The organism is Pasteurella sp. WM03 (genome assembly GCF_004570945.1).
Classification (GTDB): domain Bacteria; phylum Pseudomonadota; class Gammaproteobacteria; order Enterobacterales; family Pasteurellaceae; genus Rodentibacter.
Genome location: NZ_SPPO01000001.1, coordinates 134,378 through 153,353 on the forward strand (window position 1 = coordinate 134,378; position 18,976 = coordinate 153,353).

The 18,976-nt window shown below is 40.0% G+C and carries 23 protein-coding genes and 1 tRNA gene; 8 read left to right on the top strand and 16 right to left on the bottom strand.

Annotation, left to right across the window (positions count from 1 at the left end; genetic code table 11):
• Nucleotides 1-5: 5 nt before the first annotated feature.
• Nucleotides 6-140, bottom strand: a complete 135-nt coding sequence (rpmH, locus tag E4T92_RS00625; protein ID WP_005539760.1) for a 50S ribosomal protein L34 — start codon at nt 138-140, stop codon at nt 6-8.
• Between the two features lie 328 nt (nt 141-468).
• Here rpmH and dnaA point away from each other — a divergent pair, with 328 nt between their 5' ends.
• The 7 genes from dnaA (at nt 469) to E4T92_RS00660 (ending at nt 7,468) form a co-directional block, all read left to right on the top strand.
• Nucleotides 469-1,827: a chromosomal replication initiator protein DnaA gene (gene dnaA / locus E4T92_RS00630; protein ID WP_077542830.1), complete on the top strand. Its 1,359-nt coding sequence runs from the start codon at nt 469-471 to the stop codon at nt 1,825-1,827.
• A gap of 9 nt (nt 1,828-1,836) precedes the next feature.
• Nucleotides 1,837-2,937 carry a DNA polymerase III subunit beta gene (dnaN, locus tag E4T92_RS00635; protein WP_077542829.1) on the top strand — a complete coding sequence of 367 codons (1,101 nt, stop codon included), beginning with the start codon at nt 1,837-1,839 and terminating at the stop codon, nt 2,935-2,937.
• Nucleotide 2,938: 1 nt separating this feature from the next.
• A complete protein-coding gene (gene recF, locus E4T92_RS00640) occupies nt 2,939-4,015 on the top strand; it encodes a DNA replication/repair protein RecF (protein ID WP_135093021.1) in 1,077 nt (358 codons plus the stop codon).
• 237 nt (nt 4,016-4,252) lie between these two features.
• Nucleotides 4,253-5,227 (top strand): PTS mannose transporter subunit IIAB, encoded by a 975-nt coding sequence (manX, locus tag E4T92_RS00645; protein WP_135093022.1) that lies wholly within the window; start codon nt 4,253-4,255, stop codon nt 5,225-5,227.
• Between the two features lie 10 nt (nt 5,228-5,237).
• On the top strand, nt 5,238-6,038 hold the full coding sequence (locus tag E4T92_RS00650) for a PTS mannose/fructose/sorbose transporter subunit IIC (protein WP_077542826.1): 801 nt from the start codon (nt 5,238-5,240) through the stop codon (nt 6,036-6,038).
• A 13-nt stretch (nt 6,039-6,051) separates the two neighbouring features.
• Nucleotides 6,052-6,888: a PTS mannose transporter subunit IID gene (locus tag E4T92_RS00655; protein ID WP_077542825.1), complete on the top strand. Its 837-nt coding sequence runs from the start codon at nt 6,052-6,054 to the stop codon at nt 6,886-6,888.
• A gap of 118 nt (nt 6,889-7,006) precedes the next feature.
• Nucleotides 7,007-7,468, top strand: a complete 462-nt coding sequence (locus tag E4T92_RS00660; protein WP_135093023.1) for a DUF986 family protein — start codon at nt 7,007-7,009, stop codon at nt 7,466-7,468.
• Nucleotides 7,469-7,557: 89 nt separating this feature from the next.
• Here E4T92_RS00660 and E4T92_RS11175 read toward each other — a convergent pair whose 3' ends face one another.
• A complete protein-coding gene (locus tag E4T92_RS11175) occupies nt 7,558-7,716 on the bottom strand; it encodes a hypothetical protein (RefSeq protein ID WP_245232412.1) in 159 nt (52 codons plus the stop codon).
• 48 nt (nt 7,717-7,764) lie between these two features.
• On the opposite strand from E4T92_RS11175, the gene E4T92_RS00670 reads away from it, so the two are divergent.
• The gene (locus tag E4T92_RS00670; protein WP_245232418.1) at nt 7,765-8,304 is read left to right on the top strand and encodes a class I SAM-dependent methyltransferase; all 540 of its coding nucleotides are present in this window, start codon (nt 7,765-7,767) and stop codon (nt 8,302-8,304) included.
• A gap of 134 nt (nt 8,305-8,438) precedes the next feature.
• Here the strand turns inward: E4T92_RS00670 and iscX are convergent, their stop codons facing one another.
• From iscX to tolA, 14 genes are all read right to left on the bottom strand, one after another.
• Complete coding sequence (gene iscX, locus E4T92_RS00675; RefSeq protein WP_077542821.1) at nt 8,439-8,633, bottom strand: Fe-S cluster assembly protein IscX; 195 nt, start codon at nt 8,631-8,633, stop codon at nt 8,439-8,441.
• Entirely contained in the window at nt 8,633-8,974 is a 342-nt protein-coding gene (gene fdx / locus E4T92_RS00680) for an ISC system 2Fe-2S type ferredoxin (protein ID WP_077542820.1), read from the bottom strand. Before fdx ends, iscX begins: the two co-directional genes overlap by 1 nt.
• Nucleotides 8,975-9,062: 88 nt before the next feature.
• Nucleotides 9,063-10,922, bottom strand: coding sequence for a Fe-S protein assembly chaperone HscA (gene hscA, locus E4T92_RS00685; protein WP_135093025.1), 1,860 nt, complete (start codon nt 10,920-10,922; stop codon nt 9,063-9,065).
• 25 nt (nt 10,923-10,947) lie between these two features.
• Complete coding sequence (locus tag E4T92_RS00690) at nt 10,948-11,634, bottom strand: DUF2625 domain-containing protein (protein WP_135093026.1); 687 nt, start codon at nt 11,632-11,634, stop codon at nt 10,948-10,950.
• 48 nt (nt 11,635-11,682) lie between these two features.
• Nucleotides 11,683-12,201: a Fe-S protein assembly co-chaperone HscB gene (hscB, locus tag E4T92_RS00695; RefSeq protein ID WP_135093027.1), complete on the bottom strand. Its 519-nt coding sequence runs from the start codon at nt 12,199-12,201 to the stop codon at nt 11,683-11,685.
• Between the two features lie 17 nt (nt 12,202-12,218).
• The gene (gene iscA, locus E4T92_RS00700; protein WP_077542816.1) at nt 12,219-12,542 is read right to left on the bottom strand and encodes an iron-sulfur cluster assembly protein IscA; all 324 of its coding nucleotides are present in this window, start codon (nt 12,540-12,542) and stop codon (nt 12,219-12,221) included.
• Nucleotides 12,543-12,596: 54 nt separating this feature from the next.
• Entirely contained in the window at nt 12,597-12,980 is a 384-nt protein-coding gene (gene iscU, locus E4T92_RS00705) for a Fe-S cluster assembly scaffold IscU (RefSeq protein ID WP_077542815.1), read from the bottom strand.
• Between the two features lie 67 nt (nt 12,981-13,047).
• Nucleotides 13,048-14,262 carry an IscS subfamily cysteine desulfurase gene (locus E4T92_RS00710; protein ID WP_077542814.1) on the bottom strand — a complete coding sequence of 405 codons (1,215 nt, stop codon included), beginning with the start codon at nt 14,260-14,262 and terminating at the stop codon, nt 13,048-13,050.
• Between the two features lie 55 nt (nt 14,263-14,317).
• Nucleotides 14,318-14,767 carry a Fe-S cluster assembly transcriptional regulator IscR gene (gene iscR / locus E4T92_RS00715; RefSeq protein WP_135093028.1) on the bottom strand — a complete coding sequence of 150 codons (450 nt, stop codon included), beginning with the start codon at nt 14,765-14,767 and terminating at the stop codon, nt 14,318-14,320.
• 50 nt (nt 14,768-14,817) lie between these two features.
• Nucleotides 14,818-15,537, bottom strand: a complete 720-nt coding sequence (gene trmJ / locus E4T92_RS00720) for a tRNA (cytosine(32)/uridine(32)-2'-O)-methyltransferase TrmJ (RefSeq protein WP_135093029.1) — start codon at nt 15,535-15,537, stop codon at nt 14,818-14,820.
• A gap of 201 nt (nt 15,538-15,738) precedes the next feature.
• Nucleotides 15,739-15,814: transfer RNA gene (locus E4T92_RS00725), tRNA-Lys, on the bottom strand.
• 174 nt (nt 15,815-15,988) lie between these two features.
• Nucleotides 15,989-16,456: a peptidoglycan-associated lipoprotein Pal gene (gene pal / locus E4T92_RS00730; protein ID WP_077542840.1), complete on the bottom strand. Its 468-nt coding sequence runs from the start codon at nt 16,454-16,456 to the stop codon at nt 15,989-15,991.
• A gap of 21 nt (nt 16,457-16,477) precedes the next feature.
• On the bottom strand, nt 16,478-17,761 hold the full coding sequence (gene tolB, locus E4T92_RS00735) for a Tol-Pal system beta propeller repeat protein TolB (protein WP_135093030.1): 1,284 nt from the start codon (nt 17,759-17,761) through the stop codon (nt 16,478-16,480).
• A 41-nt stretch (nt 17,762-17,802) separates the two neighbouring features.
• Nucleotides 17,803-18,966 (bottom strand): cell envelope integrity protein TolA, encoded by a 1,164-nt coding sequence (gene tolA / locus E4T92_RS00740; RefSeq protein WP_135093031.1) that lies wholly within the window; start codon nt 18,964-18,966, stop codon nt 17,803-17,805.
• Nucleotides 18,967-18,976: the final 10 nt, after the last annotated feature.

An 18,976-nucleotide genomic window follows, 5' to 3' on the forward strand; every position in this document is an offset into this window, starting at 1 on the left:
AGCGATTATGCAGATAAACTTTTACGACCTTTAGCACGACGACGAGCTAAAACTTGACGGCCGTTTTTAGTTGCCATACGAGCACGAAAACCGTGGGTACGGCTACGTTTTAATACTGAAGGTTGAAATGTACGTTTCATTGTAATCTACCTAAATCAAAAAATTATCGTGTTTTGAATCCAAAACAGGGGTTAAAAAAATAGAGCGCAATTCTAAACATAAATTGGGCTGCCGTCAAACAAAGAAAGGGATATTTATCAAACTATCGCCCGTTTGTTTAAAAAATCAGGGCGGATTATACTGATTTCAGCAAGAATCTCAAGCAAACCTTTTTATCCTTTTCTCTCTTTTGAAAGAAGATTTTTTTTCAAAATTATAGTAGAATCCGCAAGAATTTTTGACCGCACTTTGAATTGTAATTTACTACGCATTACAAATGGAAAAAGCATAACCTAAGGATAATTTATCGTGAGCCTTTCTAATCTTTGGCAAAGCTGCCTTTCTCAATTGCAAGATCAAGTTTCAGCGACCGATTTAAGTACTTGGCTTCGTCCACTACAGGCTGATGTTGTTTCTGAGGATCAAATCGTGCTTTATGCTTCAAATATGTTTGTCAAAGGTTGGGTAGAAACACACTACCTTGCACAAATTCACCAAATTTGCCAAACACTTTCACAAAATCCCAAGTTACAAATTATCCTTAAAGAGGGCGTGAAACCCACGCCTAAAACAGTGCCACCGGTACCGTCTCAACAAAGAGAAAGTGCGGTCAATATTGGGGCTGAAATTGAAAGACCACAGAAGTTTGAATCACACCTCAACACAAAACATTTGTTTGAGAATTTTGTGGAGGGAAAATCTAACCAATTAGCTCGTGCGGTCGGGCAAAAATTGGCACAAGCCCCCGGTGAGGCGGCTGCCAATCCCTTTTTCTTATATGGGGGTACCGGTTTAGGAAAAACCCACTTATTGCACGCTATTGGCAATGGGATTTTAGCCAATAAACCTCATGCCCGTGTCCTTTACATTCACGCAAATAATTTCATGCAACACATGGTAAAAGCGATGCGTGACAATAATATGGATCAATTTAAAAAGTTTTATCGTTCACTTGATGCCCTTTTAGTGGATGATATTCAGTTTTTCGCCGAAAAAGAAAAAACCCAAGAAGAGTTTTTCCATATTTTCAATAACTTATTTGAGACTGGTCGCCAGATTATTTTAACCTCTGACCGCTATCCTAAAGAAATTGAGAAAATTGAAGAACGCTTAAAATCCCGTTTTGGCTGGGGATTAACCACAGCTATTGAACCACCGGACTTAGAAACCCGTGTAGCAATTTTATTGAAAAAAGCGGAAGAGCATCAAATGCACTTACCGGAAGAAGTGGCATTTTTTATCGCTCAACGTTTACGCACGAATGTACGTGAATTAGAAGGGGCACTCAATCGAGTGAAAGCAATGCAGGATTTTAAAGGTGGCGAGATTAATATTGATTTTGTGCGTGATACTCTAAAAGATATTCTTGCTTTACAAGAACGTTTGGTGACGATTGATAACATTCAGAAAACTGTAGCGGAATACTATCGAATCAAAGTGTCGGATTTAAAATCCAAAAGTCGTCAACGCTCGGTAACCCGTCCTCGCCAAATTGCTATGGCTCTGGCAAAAGAATTAACCAACCGTAGTTTACCGGAAATTGGACGTGCTTTTGATCGTGATCATACCACCGTGCTAAACGCTTGCCGTGAAGTGCCAAAATTTCGTGAAAAAGATAATAGTATTCAAGAAGACTGGGCGAATTTAATTCGTACCTTATCTGCATAAGGAGCCACCATGCAATTTAGTATTTCTAGAGAAAATCTCTTAAAACCGTTACAACAAGTTTGTGGCGTATTAAGCAGTCGCCCAAATATTCCCGTATTGAATAATGTATTACTGCAAATTGAAAATAACCGCTTAACCATTACCGGTACGGATTTAGAAGTCGAGCTTTCAACGCAAACTCAACTTTCTTCTTCCACAACCAATGGTAACTTCACTATTCCGGCAAAAAAATTCTTAGATATTTGCCGCACATTATCTGACGAATTTGAAATTACCGTCACGTTTGAAGAAGATCGTGCAATTGTGCAATCAGGCAGAAGTAAATTTAATCTCACCACGCTTCCTGCAGAAGACTATCCAAATCTAACCGATTGGCAATCGGAAGTAGATTTTGCCTTACCACAAAATACCTTACACCGTTTAATTGAAGCGACCCAGTTTTCGATGGCAAACCAAGATGCGCGCTATTTTTTAAATGGTATGAAATTTGAAACGGAAGGTAACTTACTCCGTACCGTTGCAACGGACGGACACCGACTGGCAGTTTGCACCATTGCTCTTGATCAGGAATTACAAAATCATGCGGTCATTTTGCCACGCAAAGGGGTGCTGGAATTAAATCGTCTGTTGGAAAGCAGTGAAGAACCTGCCCGTTTACAAATTGGTACAAATAATCTTCGCATTCATCTCAATCATATTACCTTTACATCAAAATTGATTGATGGGCGTTTCCCTGACTACCGTCGTGTATTACCACGCAATGCCGATAAAATTGTAGAAGGTCATTGGGATACCCTAAAACAAGCTTTTGTGCGAGCCTCTATTCTTTCCAATGAACGTGTACGTAGCGTACGCTTAAACTTAAGTGAAAACCAACTTAAAATCACCGCCTCCAATCCGGAACACGAAGTGGCGGAAGAAATTGTTGATGTGATCTATTCCGGTGAAGAACTGGAGGTCGGTTTCAATGTTACTTATATTCTAGACGTACTTAACGCTTTAAAATGCCAACAAGTACGTATTCGCCTAACGGATGCGTCCTCTAGCTGCTTAATTGAAGACTGTGAAGATAGCAGCAGCGAGTACGTGATTATGCCAATGCGTCTATAAAATGGCAATTTCCCGTTTACTGATTGAGAAATTTAGAAATTTAAATGCCGTTGATCTTGAATTAGATCGCGGCTTTAACTTTTTAGTCGGCAATAACGGGAGCGGAAAAACCAGCTTGTTAGAAGCAATTTTCTATCTCGGGCATGGGCGTTCCTTTAAAAGTGCGGTCACAAATCGCATTATTTCTTATGATGAACCACACTTTACGTTGTTTGCGAATATCCAAGAAAACCAACATCAGTGGTCAATAGGATTACAGAAACTTCGCCAAGGTAACAGCATTGTTAAAATCAATGGTGAAGATGGAAACAAAATTTCCGATCTTGCTCACTTACTCCCGATGCAACTTATCACGCCGGAAGGCTTAACTTTGCTTAATGGCGGGCCAAGCTATCGCCGAGCATTTTTAGATTGGGGTTTATTCCACCATCACACTCATTTTCATTCCGCTTGGCGCAACCTAAATCGCCTATTAAAACAACGCAATGCTGCACTCAGTCAACATCAACCCTATGCAGCAATAAAAATCTGGGATATTGAATTATCAAAACTGGCTCACGATGTTAGTACTTGGCGTTCAGAATATGCAGAAGCCTTACGCCCAAATATTGAAAAAACCTGCCAACTATTTTTACCGGAATTAGAGATTAACGTCAGTTTCCATCAAGGTTGGGACAAAGATACTGAATATAGTGATTTACTGGAACAAAATTTTGAGCGAGATAAAGCCCTTGGCTACACGTTTTCCGGCCCACAAAAAGCAGATTTTCGTTTTAAAGCGAATGGATTGCCTGTGGAAGATGTGCTTTCTCGCGGGCAATTAAAATTACTGATGTGTGCCTTACGCCTCGCCCAAGGCGAACATTTAATGGAAGAAAAGCAACGCCATTGTATTTTTTTAGTAGATGATTTCGCTTCAGAATTAGATCCACTCAAACGAACATTACTCTCAGAACGCCTACAACAAATTGGTTCACAAGTTTTTGTCACTGCAATCACATTAGAACAGCTGAAAGAAATGCCAATGGAAAAAGGGCAATTATTTGATGTGAAAGAGGGTGTGATCCAAGCTTTATAAGCGCTCTCTTTCCTCACAAAAAAATCACGCCAAATACAATATCAAGCGTGATATTCTCTCCATTACTCAATTCCCTTTCCTTTCGTTACGAGGTCGTACCTCTCCCTAATAATGCATAGATATTCATCAAAAATGTGATTCATATCACCTTTTCTAAAAATAAAGCCAAGTAAATTAAAAATTTATTGCTATAATCCGCGCGGCTTAAATTTATCAAACTTAATGTAAGGAGCGTCAATGAGCATTGCTATCATTATAGCTACTCACGGGGTAGCAGCCGAACAGCTTCTCAGAACTACTGAGATGCTAATAGGTGAACAAGAAAATGTAGCATTTATTGATTTTGTCCCAGGTGAAAATGCAGAAACCATTATGGGCAAATATCAACAAAAATTATCAACGGATCTCGCACATTGTGATCAAGTACTCTTTTTAGTCGATACTTGGGGTGGTAGCCCATTTAATGCGGCAAATCGTGTTGCCGAAGGCAAAGACAACATGGATATTGTCACCGGGGTAAATGTGCCTATGTTAGTAGAAACCTTTATGGCTCGAGATGATGATCCGTCTTTACCGGAACTGGTCGCCATTGCTTTAGAAACAGGTCGCACCGGTGTTCGAGCTTTACGCTTCAATGAACCGGAAGAAACTCAACCAAAACAGACCGCACTTGCACAACCGGATAAACCGGCTCAAGTAGGTAACCAAGGGAATGGGCATCTAACTATTGGTTTAGCTCGAATTGATGATCGCTTAATTCACGGTCAGGTAGCCACCCGCTGGACAAAAGAAAGCAAGGTGAGCCGTATTGTGGTTGTCAATGATGATGTGGCAAAAGACAGCGTACGTTCCACTATGCTGAAAAGCGTTGCGCCACCGGGCGTCACAGCGCATGTTGTGGATATTGAGAAAATGATCCGAGTTTACAATAACCCGGAATACACTAATGAACGAATGATGTTACTCTTCACCAATCCAACAGATGTAGTGCGTTTAATGGATGCGGGGGTAAAATTCGATTCTATCAATATCGGGGGAATGGCATATCGTGAAGGTAAAAAAATGATCACTAGCGCCGTTGCTGTAGATGACAAAGATATTGAAGCCTTCAAACAATTAGATGCCCAAGGCATTGAATTGGATGTGCGCAAAGTTTCAAACGATAGCCGTCAATATATGATGGATTTATTAAAGAAAAATAACTTAATCTAAGGAAATCACTATGGAAATTTCTACTTTACAAATTGTGCTGGTCTTCCTTTGTGCCTGTATTTCAGGTATGGGATCTATTCTTGATGAATGGCAAACACATCGCCCGTTAATTGCTTGTACTCTTATTGGCTTAGTGCTAGGCGATATGAAAACAGGGATTATTGTGGGTGGTACATTAGAATTACTCGCTTTAGGCTGGATGAATATCGGTGCAGCACTTGCGCCTGATGCGGCATTAGCTTCCGTGGTTTCAACTTTGTTAGTGATTGTTGGCGGACAAGATATTCCAACGGCAATTGCTCTGGCGATTCCACTTGCAGCTGCCGGACAAGTTCTCACCTATGTGGTGCGTGCAATTACCGTGGGTTTCCAACATGCAGCGGATAATGCGGTAGAAACCGGTGATTTAACCAAGCTTGATTGGATTCACCGTTCTGCACTTTTACTTCAAGCAATGCGTATTGCGATTCCGGCTTTAATTGTGGCTTTAACAGCCGGCACAGATAGTGTACAAACAATGTTACAGGCAATTCCGCCGGTGATTACAATGGGATTAAAAATTGCAGGAGGCTTCATTGCCATTGTAGGTTATGCCATGGTCATTAATATGATGAGAGCAGGCCACCTAATGCCATTCTTCTATGCCGGTTTTGTTATCGCAGCATTTACCAATTTTAACTTGGTCGCATTAGGTGTACTGGGAACGGTTATGGCGATCCTTTACATCCAACTTCACCCTAAATACAACCAAAGTAAAAATGTCGTACAAACGGTAAGCAACGATAATCACCTTGACAACAGATTAGACTAATGAGAGGTAAATTATGACAACAGAAGTAAAAAAAGTAACACAAAGTGATTTAAATGCGGTTGTCCGCCGCTCTAATTTATTTCAAGGTTCTTGGAATTTTGAACGAATGCAGGCTCTAGGCTTTGCTTATTCAATGGCACCTGTTATTAAACGTTTATATCCGGATCCTCACTCACAAGAACGTAAGGATGCAATGAAACGCCACCTTGAGTTTTTTAATACTCAACCTTTCGTTGCGGCCCCAGTATTAGGTGTAACCATTGCAATGGAAGAAGAAAGAGCCAATGGAAAACCAATTGATGATGCCGCAATCAATGGGATCAAAGTCGGATTAATGGGGCCTTTAGCCGGTGTAGGTGATCCTATCTATTGGGGAACCGCACGTCCTGTATTTGCCGCATTAGGGGCCGGCCTAGCTCTAAACGGTAGTATTCTTGGTCCGCTACTTTTCTTTATTCTCTTTAATTTGGTGCGATTGGCTACTCGTTATTTTGGTGTCACTTATGGTTATAAAAAAGGCTTAAATGTGGTACAAGATATGAGCGGTGGTTTACTACAAAAACTCACCGAAGGTGCTTCTATTCTTGGCTTATTTATTATGGGGGCATTAGTACAAAAATGGACAAGCATTAACGTTCCTCTTGTTGTCTCCGTAATAGAAAAACAAGACGGCACAGTAGAAACGACAACTGTACAAGGCATTTTAGATAGTTTAATGCCGGGGTTATTACCATTATTACTTACCTTTGCTTGTATGTGGTTATTGCGTAACCGAGTCAATGCATTATGGATTATCATTGGTTTCTTCGCTATTGGTATCTTTGGTGCATGGACAGGTATTCTGGCATAACCCGCTCTCATAAAATATACCGCTTGACCAAGCGGTATATTTTCAGCACAACATCACAAATTATATAATCTGCCCCAATCTCATTTTCAATATGAGTGTTTTTATTTAAAGGTAACTTATGGTAAATGTCATCTTATTCCTCACAATCCTTCTCTTTTTTTCCTATGCAATTTACGAACAATTCCTCATAGAAAAGAGAAAGGGACAAACCAAATTAAAAGTTCCATTAAAAAAGCAACATAAAATTGATTCTCTGATCTTTATTGGCCTAATTATAATTTTGGTTTATCAATCTTTTACACAATCAGGCTATATTTCACCAACCACCCTATTCTTGCTGGCTGCCATTATTATATTGGCAATTTACAATACCTTTTTCCGTACCTCGATGCTCATATTCAAAACCGAAGGCGTTTTCTATCTCAATATTTATATTGATTATCAAAAAATACACCAATTAAATCTCACTCAAAATAATATTTTAGTCATTAATTTGAAGAATAAAAAATCTCTCTTTGCTCCTCTAGCTCGAGAAGAAGACGGCCAGCGTGTAGTAAATTTTTTCGGTGCAGACAAATGATGGGATTGAGATAAAAGAGATAGAGAGATTTTCTTTAAAAAGCTTGTTGATTGATAGCAAATATAAAAATACTATAAAATGGTTGACGCTTAATAATTTAGGAGGAAACATGACCAACCAACCAACCAACCAACCAACCAACCAACCAACCAACCAACCAACCAACCAACCAACCAACCAACCAACCAACCAACCAACCAACCAACCAACCAATAGATTATATCTTTTCTTCTGACTGGTTTAGCCATAATTTACCGTCTTTAAATGCAATTTTTAACCATTTTAAACCACAAAAAATATTAGAAGTAGGTTCCTTTGAAGGGCGCTCGACGGTTCATTTCTTAGAAAAAGCACTTGAGTTTCATCGTAAAATTGAAATTCACTGTATTGATAGTTGGGAAGGTGGGCGTGAACATATAGGACGTTGGGATATGAGTTCTGTTGAAAACCGCTTTGACCATAATCTCAATTTAGCTTGTCAAAAACTCAACAAGTCAAAAATTGCAATAACAAAACATAAAGGCTACTCTCATCCTAAAATGATTGAATTACTCGCCAATAGTTATAACAATTATTTTGATTTTATTTATGTGGATGGCTCCCACGAAGCACCTGATGTACTACTTGATGCTCTACTCGCCCACAAATTGGTAAAAATCAACGGTATTATTGCATTTGATGATTACCTTTGGTCACCAAACAAGCCAACTGAAGATGATCACTATTTGTTAGTAAAACCTGCGGTGGACCATTATGTCAATACTTATCAACGAAAAGTACATGTACTTCAGGGACTACCCGGATATCAGCTATATGTGCAAAAATTAACTGATTAAGTACAGGATAAAAGAGAATTTTTGAGAATTAAAATAATCTGCTCCCTAGCTTGAAATTATCCAAGCTAGGGAGCAGATTCCTTATCTCTTAATTACCCTCTAATAATAGAGTATTAACTCATTGAAAAATACGCTTATTCAAACTCATCAAGCCACTTCAATAAAATCGCTTCAAGAATCGCCTCGTTAGATTTCTGTGGATCATCATCAAAACCATCTAATTCACAAATCCACTGATGTAAATCCGTAAAACGTACGGTTTTAGGATCAAGATCTGGGTAGCGATCATACAATTCTTCCGCAATACGTTGTGAATCCGTCCATTTCATTAGTGAGCCGCCTCATTAGCATGATTAAGATTATATTTTGGAATTTCCACTACTAAATCTTCCTCACCCACAACACACTGGCAAGAAAGACGGCTATCCATTTCTAAACCCCAAGCTTTATCCAACATATCTTCTTCTTGATCGCTGGTTTCATTTAAAGAATCAAATCCCTCACGAATAACCACGTGACAAGTGGTACAAGCACAAGAACCATCGCAGGCGTGGTGAATCTCTACCCCGGCATTATGTGCGATGTCTAATAAGTTATCACCGGTAGCCGCATCCACGACCATACCCTCTGGGCAAAATTCTTCATTTGGTAAAAAAATCACTTTTGGCATAATACTTTCCTCAAATCACAATGCTTAAAAAACAACTTAGGTTAAATAATATCGGTGAAAAATCATCTCAATTTAACCGCACTTTTCCTTACAATTCTTCCATATCCGATACATTCTTACCGGTTAAGGCTCGATTAATACTGGCATTCATTCGCCTTGCAGCAAATTCTTGTGTAGCAGCATCTAAGGCTTTAATGCCTTGTGTAATGGCATGACGATCACTCCCCAGTTTCACCTCCATCAATTGTTTCAACACTGCTTCAATATGATGAAATTCTTCAGTGCTAAGCAATGCAGAACCATCTGCCTGTAATGCCACAATCACACTCTCAATCACACGATCAGCCTCCACACGTTGCTCCGCCAACTCACGAGCCTGCAAATCTTCTTGTGCATGGTCAAAGGAAGATTTGATCATCGCCGTCACTTCTTCATCCGTTAAACCATAAGAAGGCTTAATTTGAATAGATGCCTGCACTTTTGTAGATTTTTCCATGGCAGTGACACTTAATAAACCGTCAGCATCCACTTGATAGGTCACTCTAATATGCGCTGCACCGGCTGCCATTGGCGGAATGCCACGTAGGGTAAAGCGCCCCAGTGAACGGCAATCTTCCACTAATTCACGCTCACCTTGCACAATATGTACAGACATAGCCGTTTGACCGTCTTTAAAGGTAGTAAATTCTTGCGCTCGGGCAACAGGGATCGTGGTATTGCGTGGAATGATTTTTTCCACCAATCCCCCCATAGTTTCAATACCAAGTGAAAGCGGCACGACATCAAGCAATAACATATTGGCATCGGTTTTATTGCCAACTAAAATATCCGCCTGAATCGCTGCACCTAGTGCAACCACTTTATCCGGATCAATAGACGTTAATGGTGTTTTACCAAAAAACTCGCCAACTTGCTCACGAACATAAGGCACACGTGTTGAACCACCGACCATCACTACATTTTGAATCTCATCTGCCTCCACATTCGCATCTTTTAATGCTCGGCGACAAGCGAGTAACGAGCGTTTTACAAGAGGATGAATTAATTCATTAAATTGATCACGTGTCATTGTAATGGAAAAATCTTGCCAAGAAATGACCGCACTTTCCGTCTTGCTCAAAGCAATTTTTGTTTGACAGGCAAGGGTTAACAGTTCACGTTGCTGATTGACATTTTGTGGTTGGCACTGTGTTTGTTTGACCACCCAGTCAGCAATGCAATGATCGAAATCATCGCCCCCCAATGCTGTATCACCACCGGTTGCTAATACCTCAAACACACCTTTGGATAAACGCAGGATAGAAATATCAAAGGTGCCACCGCCTAAATCATAAACGGCAATAATCCCTTCTTGGCCACTATCTAAACCGTATGCCACTGCCGCTGCGGTAGGTTCATTTAATAAGCGTAATACATTCAATCCTGCCAAACGTGCAGCATCTTTCGTACTTTGGCGTTGAGCATCATCAAAATAGGCAGGGACGGTAATCACAACCCCTGAAAGTTCTGAGCCAAGACGCTGTTCTGCGATGTGGTTTAAATGTGCCAAAATATCAGCCGACACTTCCACAGGGCTTTTTTTTCCTTGGTTTGTGAGAATTAATGGCAAGCCATTTTCACTTGCCACAAAATCATAAGGCATAGTTGGATAGCGAGCCTGTACATCACTTAAGCTCCGACCGATTAAGCGTTTGGCAGAAATTACCGTATTTTTAGGATCACTTGATGCTTGAGTAAACGCGCCTCTCCCCACCTGTTTACCATTTTTTCCATAATACACAACGGAGGGGACGAGGCTATGATCTTGCTCATCATTTAAAATCAGGGCTTGCCCGCTTCTTACGGACGCAATCAAGGAATTGGTTGTCCCTAAATCAATTCCTACCGCTAAACGATGTTGATGAGGCGCTGCGGTTTGTCCGGGTTCTGAAATCTGTAATAATGCCATAATATTTCTTTTCTATTTCAATAAGTTATTCCACAGAATAAGCCATTTCAAATTTATCTTTTTTAACGAAACAGGCATTATAATGGGTTTCAATATTCACTTCACGTTTTTGGCGTTGATCCATTGTCATCGCTTTATCTTCGTTTAAATCCGGAGTGAAAACAAACACTTGGTTACCATCAAGTTGTTTCACTTCTTCGTGCCAATTTTGCCAAAATAAGCCTTGGTAGAACGCTTCCAGATCGCCATTTAATGCCCAAGCTAGAAACTCCGTATAAGTAAAATTCAAATTATGCCAAACTAAATCCTTTGGCGAAAAATAGTAAACTTTACCGAGATTATTCCCCAAAGAACCTCCGTTTAACGCAAAATAGCCCCCAATTACATCATCTGCCACCAATAAATATTGCGGTTTTTCCCCTGATTCTTTAAAAGATTTACTAAAATTCCAATCCATCAGCCCCCGTGGTAATTGAAAACTCCCTGAGCCTAAAATACGTAACCAACCATAATGAATAAGAATACCACCCGTTTCATAAATCACTGCGCCCATAGGGGATGAAGTAGGCATTTGCATGGTAAATAATTCACGTTCAGCACTAGACTGATCTTTCTTTATGACTCCGCAATGATTGCGAGCCTGTTCAATCCATTTTAAAAGTGTGGGCCAAGCAGAAGCTTCTGGGGAAATCAATTGTTCGAGAGTTTGCATAATAGGATTACATCACTAAAAGTGCGGTCAATTTTCACCGGCACTTTATCATTCAAAAAAGCGTTCCTCTACACGTTCAATTTCTTCTTTGAGTTTGCGTGTAAAGCGTAATTTATCACAAAGTTGCGTGGTCTGAGTCCACTGTTGGGTCTGGATACTATGAGAAAGTGCGGTCAATAATTGCTGTGTTTCTTGCCGGATTTCGGCTGCCAGTGCATCCAATGATTGTTCATTTTTTTGGCGTTCTACATTTTCCAACTGCTCACGCCATTGTAACTGTTGCATTAAAAACGCCACATCTTGTGTACTCTTTTGTTCAATATCTTGTTGTTCACCTAGGTGAATTGCAACAATCGCTTCTGCACGAAGAATCGGATCTTTTAACGTTTTTAAGGCATCATTCACTTCTGTTGATTTTTGCATTGCTACTCTCTGCTCTGAGGCACTGGCGGAAACAAAATTATCAGGGTGTAAAGCCTTTTGTAATTCCAGATAACGGCTATTTAACGCTTGTGTATCCAACTGGAAATCAACAGGTAAATCAAAAATTTCAAAGGGATTTAACATTATCTTTTAACTCAAACTTAAACGTGGAAACTTTCACCGCAGCCACAGGATTCCTTCACATTTGGATTGTTATATTTGAACCCCTCGTTCAAGCCTTCTTTGACATAATCCAATTCGATACCTTTGAGATACACTAAACTTTTTGGATCGACAATCACATTTACACCGTGCTGTTCAAAGACTTGATCTTCCTCATTTAATACATCCACAAACTCCAGTACATAGGCTAAACCGGAACATCCTGATGTTTTAACTCCTAAACGCAAACCGATACCTTTTCCTCGGTTGTCCAAAAAAGCCTTTACGCGTTGTGCTGCTTTTTCTGTTAATGTAATACTCATTCTTCCCCCAAGAAATCAACAAAAGTGCGGTTAAAATCAACCGCACTTTTTTATTTATTCACCTTGCTTTGCTTTATAATCGGCAATTGCTGCTTTTATTGCATCCTCAGCTAAAATTGAACAGTGAACTTTCACCGGCGGCAGTTCTAATTCTTCCGCAATTTGGCTGTTTTTAATGGCTCCGGCTTCCTCTAAAGATTTGCCTTTCACCCATTCAGTAATCAATGAGCTTGATGCAATCGCAGAACCACAACCGTAGGTTTTAAATTTCGCATCTTCGATGATACCATTTTCATTCACCTTAATTTGTAGTTGCATCACATCACCACAAGCCGGGGCACCAACCATTCCCGTGCCAACCGTGCTGTCTTTTTTATCCATTGACCCCACATTGCGTGGGTTTTCATAATGGTCAATTACTTTTTCGCTATAAGCCATATTAACTTTCCTTTTTCAAATCAATAATAAATGCCGTTTTATACTATCATCAACGGCAAATGAAACCTTAGTGAGCAGACCACTCAATGGTGTTGAGGTCAACCCCTTCTTTGAACATATCCCATAATGGAGATAAAGCACGCAATTTTTCAACCGCACCTTTCATCAAATTAATGGTGTAATCAATTTCTTCTTCGGTTGTATAACGTCCCAGAGTGAAACGAATTGAGCTATGTGCTAGTTCATCATTCAAGCCTAATGCTCTCAATACATAAGATGGTTCAAGGCTTGCAGAAGTACAAGCAGAGCCGGATGAGACCGCAATATCACGTAATGCCATCATTAGTGATTCACCTTCTACATAATTAAAACTAATGTTTAAATTATTATCAAGACGATGTTCCATAGAACCATTAACATAGGTTTCTTCAATATCTTTCAAACCGTTATATAAACGGTCACGAAGCGCTTTCAAACGAGGCATTTCTGTTGCCATTTCTTCTTTTGCAATACGATAAGCTTCACCCATACCCACAATTTGGTGAACGGGTAACGTACCGGAACGCATACCACGCTCATGACCACCACCATGAATAATCGCTTCTAAACGCACACGTGGTTTACGGCGTACATACAATGCCCCAATACCTTTAGGTCCATAAAGCTTATGACTAGACATTGACATTAAATCTACCGGCAATTCGGAAAGATTAATTGCGACTTTCCCCACACTTTGGGTTGCATCAACATGGAAAAGAGTTTTATTTTCACGGCAAAGATCGCCTATCGCTTTAATATCTTGCAACACACCAATTTCATTATTTGCGTGCATAATAGACACTAAAATCGTATCAGGACGAAGTGCTGCTTTGAATTTTTCTAAATCAATGAGACCATCAGATTCCGGCGATAAATAAGTTACCTCAAAACCCTCACGTTCTAATTGACGACAAGTATCTAGTACCGCTTTATGTTCGGTTTTGCAGGTAATAATATGTTTACCTTTGGTTTGATAAAAATGCGCAGCACCTTTAATCGCCAAGTTATCAGATTCTGTTGCACCAGATGTGAATACAATTTCACGAGAATCCGCTCCGATTAAATCAGCAATTTGGTTACGTGCAATATCTACTGCCTCTTCCGCTTGCCAACCAAACTTATGAGAGCGTGAAGCCGGATTTCCGAACGTGCCATCAATGGTTAAAAACTCCATCATTTTTTTAGCAACTCGTTCATCTACCGGACAGGTTGCTGCATAATCCAAATAAATAGGTAATTTCATTTTCACTCCTAAAATCATTCTAAATTTGACCGCCTTAAAATAAACGGCTACTTTCCTATTGATTGACTAATATTAAATTTTCAGTGCGATGAGAATGAGCCTTAACATGCTTATTTACAAGCTCTGCCAGGGTAATGTCATTCAAAAAGCTTTCAATACGATTACTTAATTCTTCCCAAAGGGTATGAGTTAAACATTCCGTACCTTGTTGGCAATTTCCTCCTCCCAAACATTTTGTAACATGAATATTCTCATTCACTGCAGAAATAATCATGCCGACAGAAATTTGTTCGCTTGCTAAACCAAGTTGGTACCCCCCACCAGGTCCACGGACACTTTTTACCAATCCTCCACGGCGTAACTTAGCAAAAAGCTGCTCTAAATAAGATAGTGAAATATTTTGACGTTCAGAAATATCAGCAAGGTTTACAGGACCAACGCTAGAATTTAATGCTATATCCAAAACAGCCGTCACAGCATAACGTCCCTTTGAGGTAAGTTTCATAAAGTTTCCTTAAAAAATCCTGATAATCTTTACATATCCGACTAAACTAATCAACTATTTATTTTAGGTAAATTTACTCGTTTCTCAACCGCACTTAACATGCCACGTAAAATATTTAATTCGTTCTGTTCTATATTGATACGATTATATAAACGTCTTAACTTTTGCATCACACCTTGGTTTTGAATAAACCCAAGATCTTGATATAGTTGCTCGGTATGCTTGAAAAAATATTCCATATCCTGTGCTGTTGCATATTGGCTGTCAGAACTGATATCAGAATACCTTTGTTCTATTCGCTGTACCATACGTAATTCATAGCAGACAAGTTGAACCGCCATGGCCAAATTTAACGAGGAATAGTTAGGATTAGCCGGAATCGTTAAATGATAATGACACTTAAGTAATTCATCATTATGCAAGCCCACACGTTCTCGTCCAAAAACGATAGCAACATTTCCTTGATGTTGTGCAACTTTTTTCGCACACTCTCTAGGCTCGATCAATGTGCTCTGTAGATGACGTAAACGTGCACTTGTACCTACCACTAAAGAGCAATCAGAAACCGCCTCATTAAACGTAGAAACAATATGTGCATTATTGACAATATCTTCCGCTCCTGCCGCAAGTGCAAGAGCTTGTTCATCAATTGCCTTAGGCGCAACAAGACATAGTTGAGAAAGTCCCATAGTCTTCATCGCTCTTGCCGCAGAACCAATATTTCCACTGTGTGAAGTTTCGATGAGAACAATACGGACATTATCAAGCATAATACTTTATTATCTGACTAAATATGAGGGATATTCTATCACAATAACCTTTAATTTAGGTCAGAATTTTCTTATCTTAATGATAAAGATTACTTATCAATAAAGTGGACAACTATAAATGAGAGAACGCAAAGACTAGCTTTTAGACTAGATGAGTAATATTAGAAAACTAAGAAAAACTTTAAGTATAAATTGGACAAATGGTGGGTCGTGAAGGATTCGAACCTTCGACCAACGGATTAAAAGTCCGCTGCTCTACCGACTGAGCTAACGACCCTAGGTCACTGATTATTTTCTGTAATGTTACTGATTTTATTTTTCAATGCAAGAATTTTTTTAGCTTTTAATACTTATTGGATTAAACAAGCAACAATTTGTTGGGTATATGAACAAAAAACTAAAGGCAGAAGATCTGAATTTCTGCCTTTTGAAATAAAAATTTCTTTAACAATTAGTATGCTAATACTGCACGACGGTTTTTAGAATACGCAGCTTCATCATGACCTAAAACAGCTGGTTTTTCTTCGCCATAAGAAACGGTTGAAACTTTACTACCTTCCACACCTTTACCAGCTAAGAAAGATTTAACTGCATCTGCACGACGTTGGCCTAAAGCAATGTTGTACTCAGGTGTACCACGTTCGTCAGTATTACCTTCAACAACCACTTTTGATGCAGGTGTTGCATTTAAGTATGCTGCGTGAGCATCTAAGATTTGAACGTATTCACCTTCAATATTGTATTTGTCAAAACCGAAATACACGGTGTTGTAACGTTGTTGAAGATCTTCAACAGAGTAACCACCGAAAGTTTGACCACTTGTTGCGCCGTTACCAGCTGCATCATTGTTAGAAGAGCTACATGCTGCTAATGCAGCTACAGAACCTGCAACTAATAATGATTTAACAAATTTGTTCATTAGATTCTCCTAATTACATTTTTATTTAGTTAAATATGGCGACCAAGCTGGAAATTTCACTTGGCCATTACTTCCTGGAAGACTCGCTTTAAAGCGACCATCTGCAGAAACTAATTGTAGCACCTTTCCTAATCCTTGGGTAGAACTATAAATAATCATAATACCATTAGGAGAGATACTTGGACTTTCTCCTAAGAAAGATGTACTTAAAACCTCAGAAGCACCTGTTGTAAGATCCTGTTTAACAACATTGTTATTACCATTAATCATAACAAGTGTTTTGCCATCAGCGCTGATTTGAGCACTACCCCGACCACCTACAGGCGTTGCTCCACCACCATTTGCACTCATGCGATATACTTGAGGTGAACCACTTCTATCAGAAGTGAATAAAATAGAGTTCCCATCCGGTGACCATGAAGGTTCAGTATTATTTCCTACCCCTCGTGTTAACTGAGTTGCTGCCCCCCCATTTGAACTCATCACATAAATATTCAATGCGCCATCTTGTGACGAAGCAAAAGCTAAGCGAGATCCATCAGGAGAGAACGCAGGCGCACCATTATGTCCAGGAAATGAAGCAACCACTTTACGAGCACCAGAACCCAAATCTTGTACGACTAATTGTGATTTCTTATTTTCGAAAGAAACATAGGCTAGACGTTTACCATCAGGTGACCAAGCAGGAGACATAATAGGTTGTGAACTGCGATTTACAACAAACTGATTATACCCATCATAGTCAGCTACACGAACCTCGTAGGGTTGTGAGCCACCATTTTTTTGCACCACGTAGGCAATACGTGTCCTGAAAGCCCCACGAATAGCAGTCAATTTCTCAAACACTTCATCACTAACAGTATGTGCACCATAACGTAGCCACTTATTTGTCACAGTATAGCTGTTTTGGGCAAGTATTGAACCCGCATTACCAGATGCCCCAACCGTATCAACAAGCTGATAAGAAATATTATAACCACTACCGGTCGCTGTTACTTGTCCTACAACAACAGCATCAATACCTAAAGCACTCCAAGCTTCCGGATTGACTTCAGACACAGAAGTCGGTTTTTGAGGCATTTGAGCCACGGGAATCGGATTAAATTTACCACTATTACGTAAATCATCCGCAACAATTTTACCAATATCTTCAGGCGCGGATCCTGCAAATGGCACGACTGCAATTGGACGGGCACCATCAACACCTTCATCAATCACAATACGAACTTCATCTTCTGCGACAGCATTACCTACGAAAGCAAGAACGATTGCAAACGCGCCTAAAAGCTTTTTAATTAATTTCATTTTGTTTTACCCTTGAGTAAATAGATTAAACACGTTATAAATTATCTACGGTCAAAATCAATAGGGAATGTTTTGAACCTATTGTATACGGCATCAGAGGGTGGGGCAGGCACTTTTTTCGTTCTTGCCACCGCACTTAATGCCGCTGTACAAATATCTTCCGGACCCGATATTTTTTGATAGCCTAAAATCGTTCCATCCCGTCCCAATTGAATTTGAATACGGCAAACTTTACCGGCAAAACTAGGTTCTACTAAGAAACGGCGTGTGATTTCCCGTTTAACTACTCCAGCATACTGATCACCCACTTTGCCTCCGTCACCGGCGCCTAATCCAGCCCCCCTGCCTTGCGCCCCCCCTTTATTGGCATTACCGCCTTTAGAAGCACTACCGCCACCAATATTACCGCCATTCATAAAATCATCTAAAGCAGCCTGATCGGCCTTCCGTCTTGCTGCAGCTTCAGCTGTCGCTTTCGCTTTAACTTCCGCTGCGGCCTTCGCCTTAGCTTCCGCATCAGCTTTAGCTTTCGCCTCTGCTTCTGCTTTTGCCTCAGCTGCCGCCTTCGATTTCGCTTCTAATTCGGCTTTTTGTTTTTCTTCTGCTTGTTTTTTGGCTTTTTCTTCAGCCTGTTTTTTTGCTCTTTCTACCGCTGCCTTCTCGGCTTTTGCTTTCGCTTCTTCCGCCTGTTTTGCCGCCGCCGCTAAACGTTTGGCCTCTGCTTCTGCTTTTAACTTGGCGGCTTCTGCCATCTGTTTTGCCTTAGCCTCTTCTGCCTGTTTTTTTAAAGTTTCCTGACGGGCTATTTCTAGCTGTTTTTGTTTTTCCGCTGCTTCTTGTTTCTGACGCTCAATTTCTCTTTGACGCTGAATTTCCTGTTGGCGTTTTAGCTCTTCTTGTTTAACAATTTCTTGTTGACGAATGTCTTCTTGTTCTACCGTCGGTTTTTCTTCAACAACAGCCTCAGACTTTTTTTGTTTATCGGCTTGGCCTTTTTTCTGTTGTTGGATACGTCCCCATTCTTGCGCAGCATTACCGGTATCAACCATGACTGCACCTAGCGCTTCGCCATCACCTTCACCACCGCCCATAATTTCAACAGTTCGATAGAAAGAACTCCAAATCAACAGCCCAAATAAAGCAAGGTGCATAAGAATCGAAATGACAAACGCATTCGCTCCTTTTTTTTGTCGATTATTCTGCACGTTTTACCTA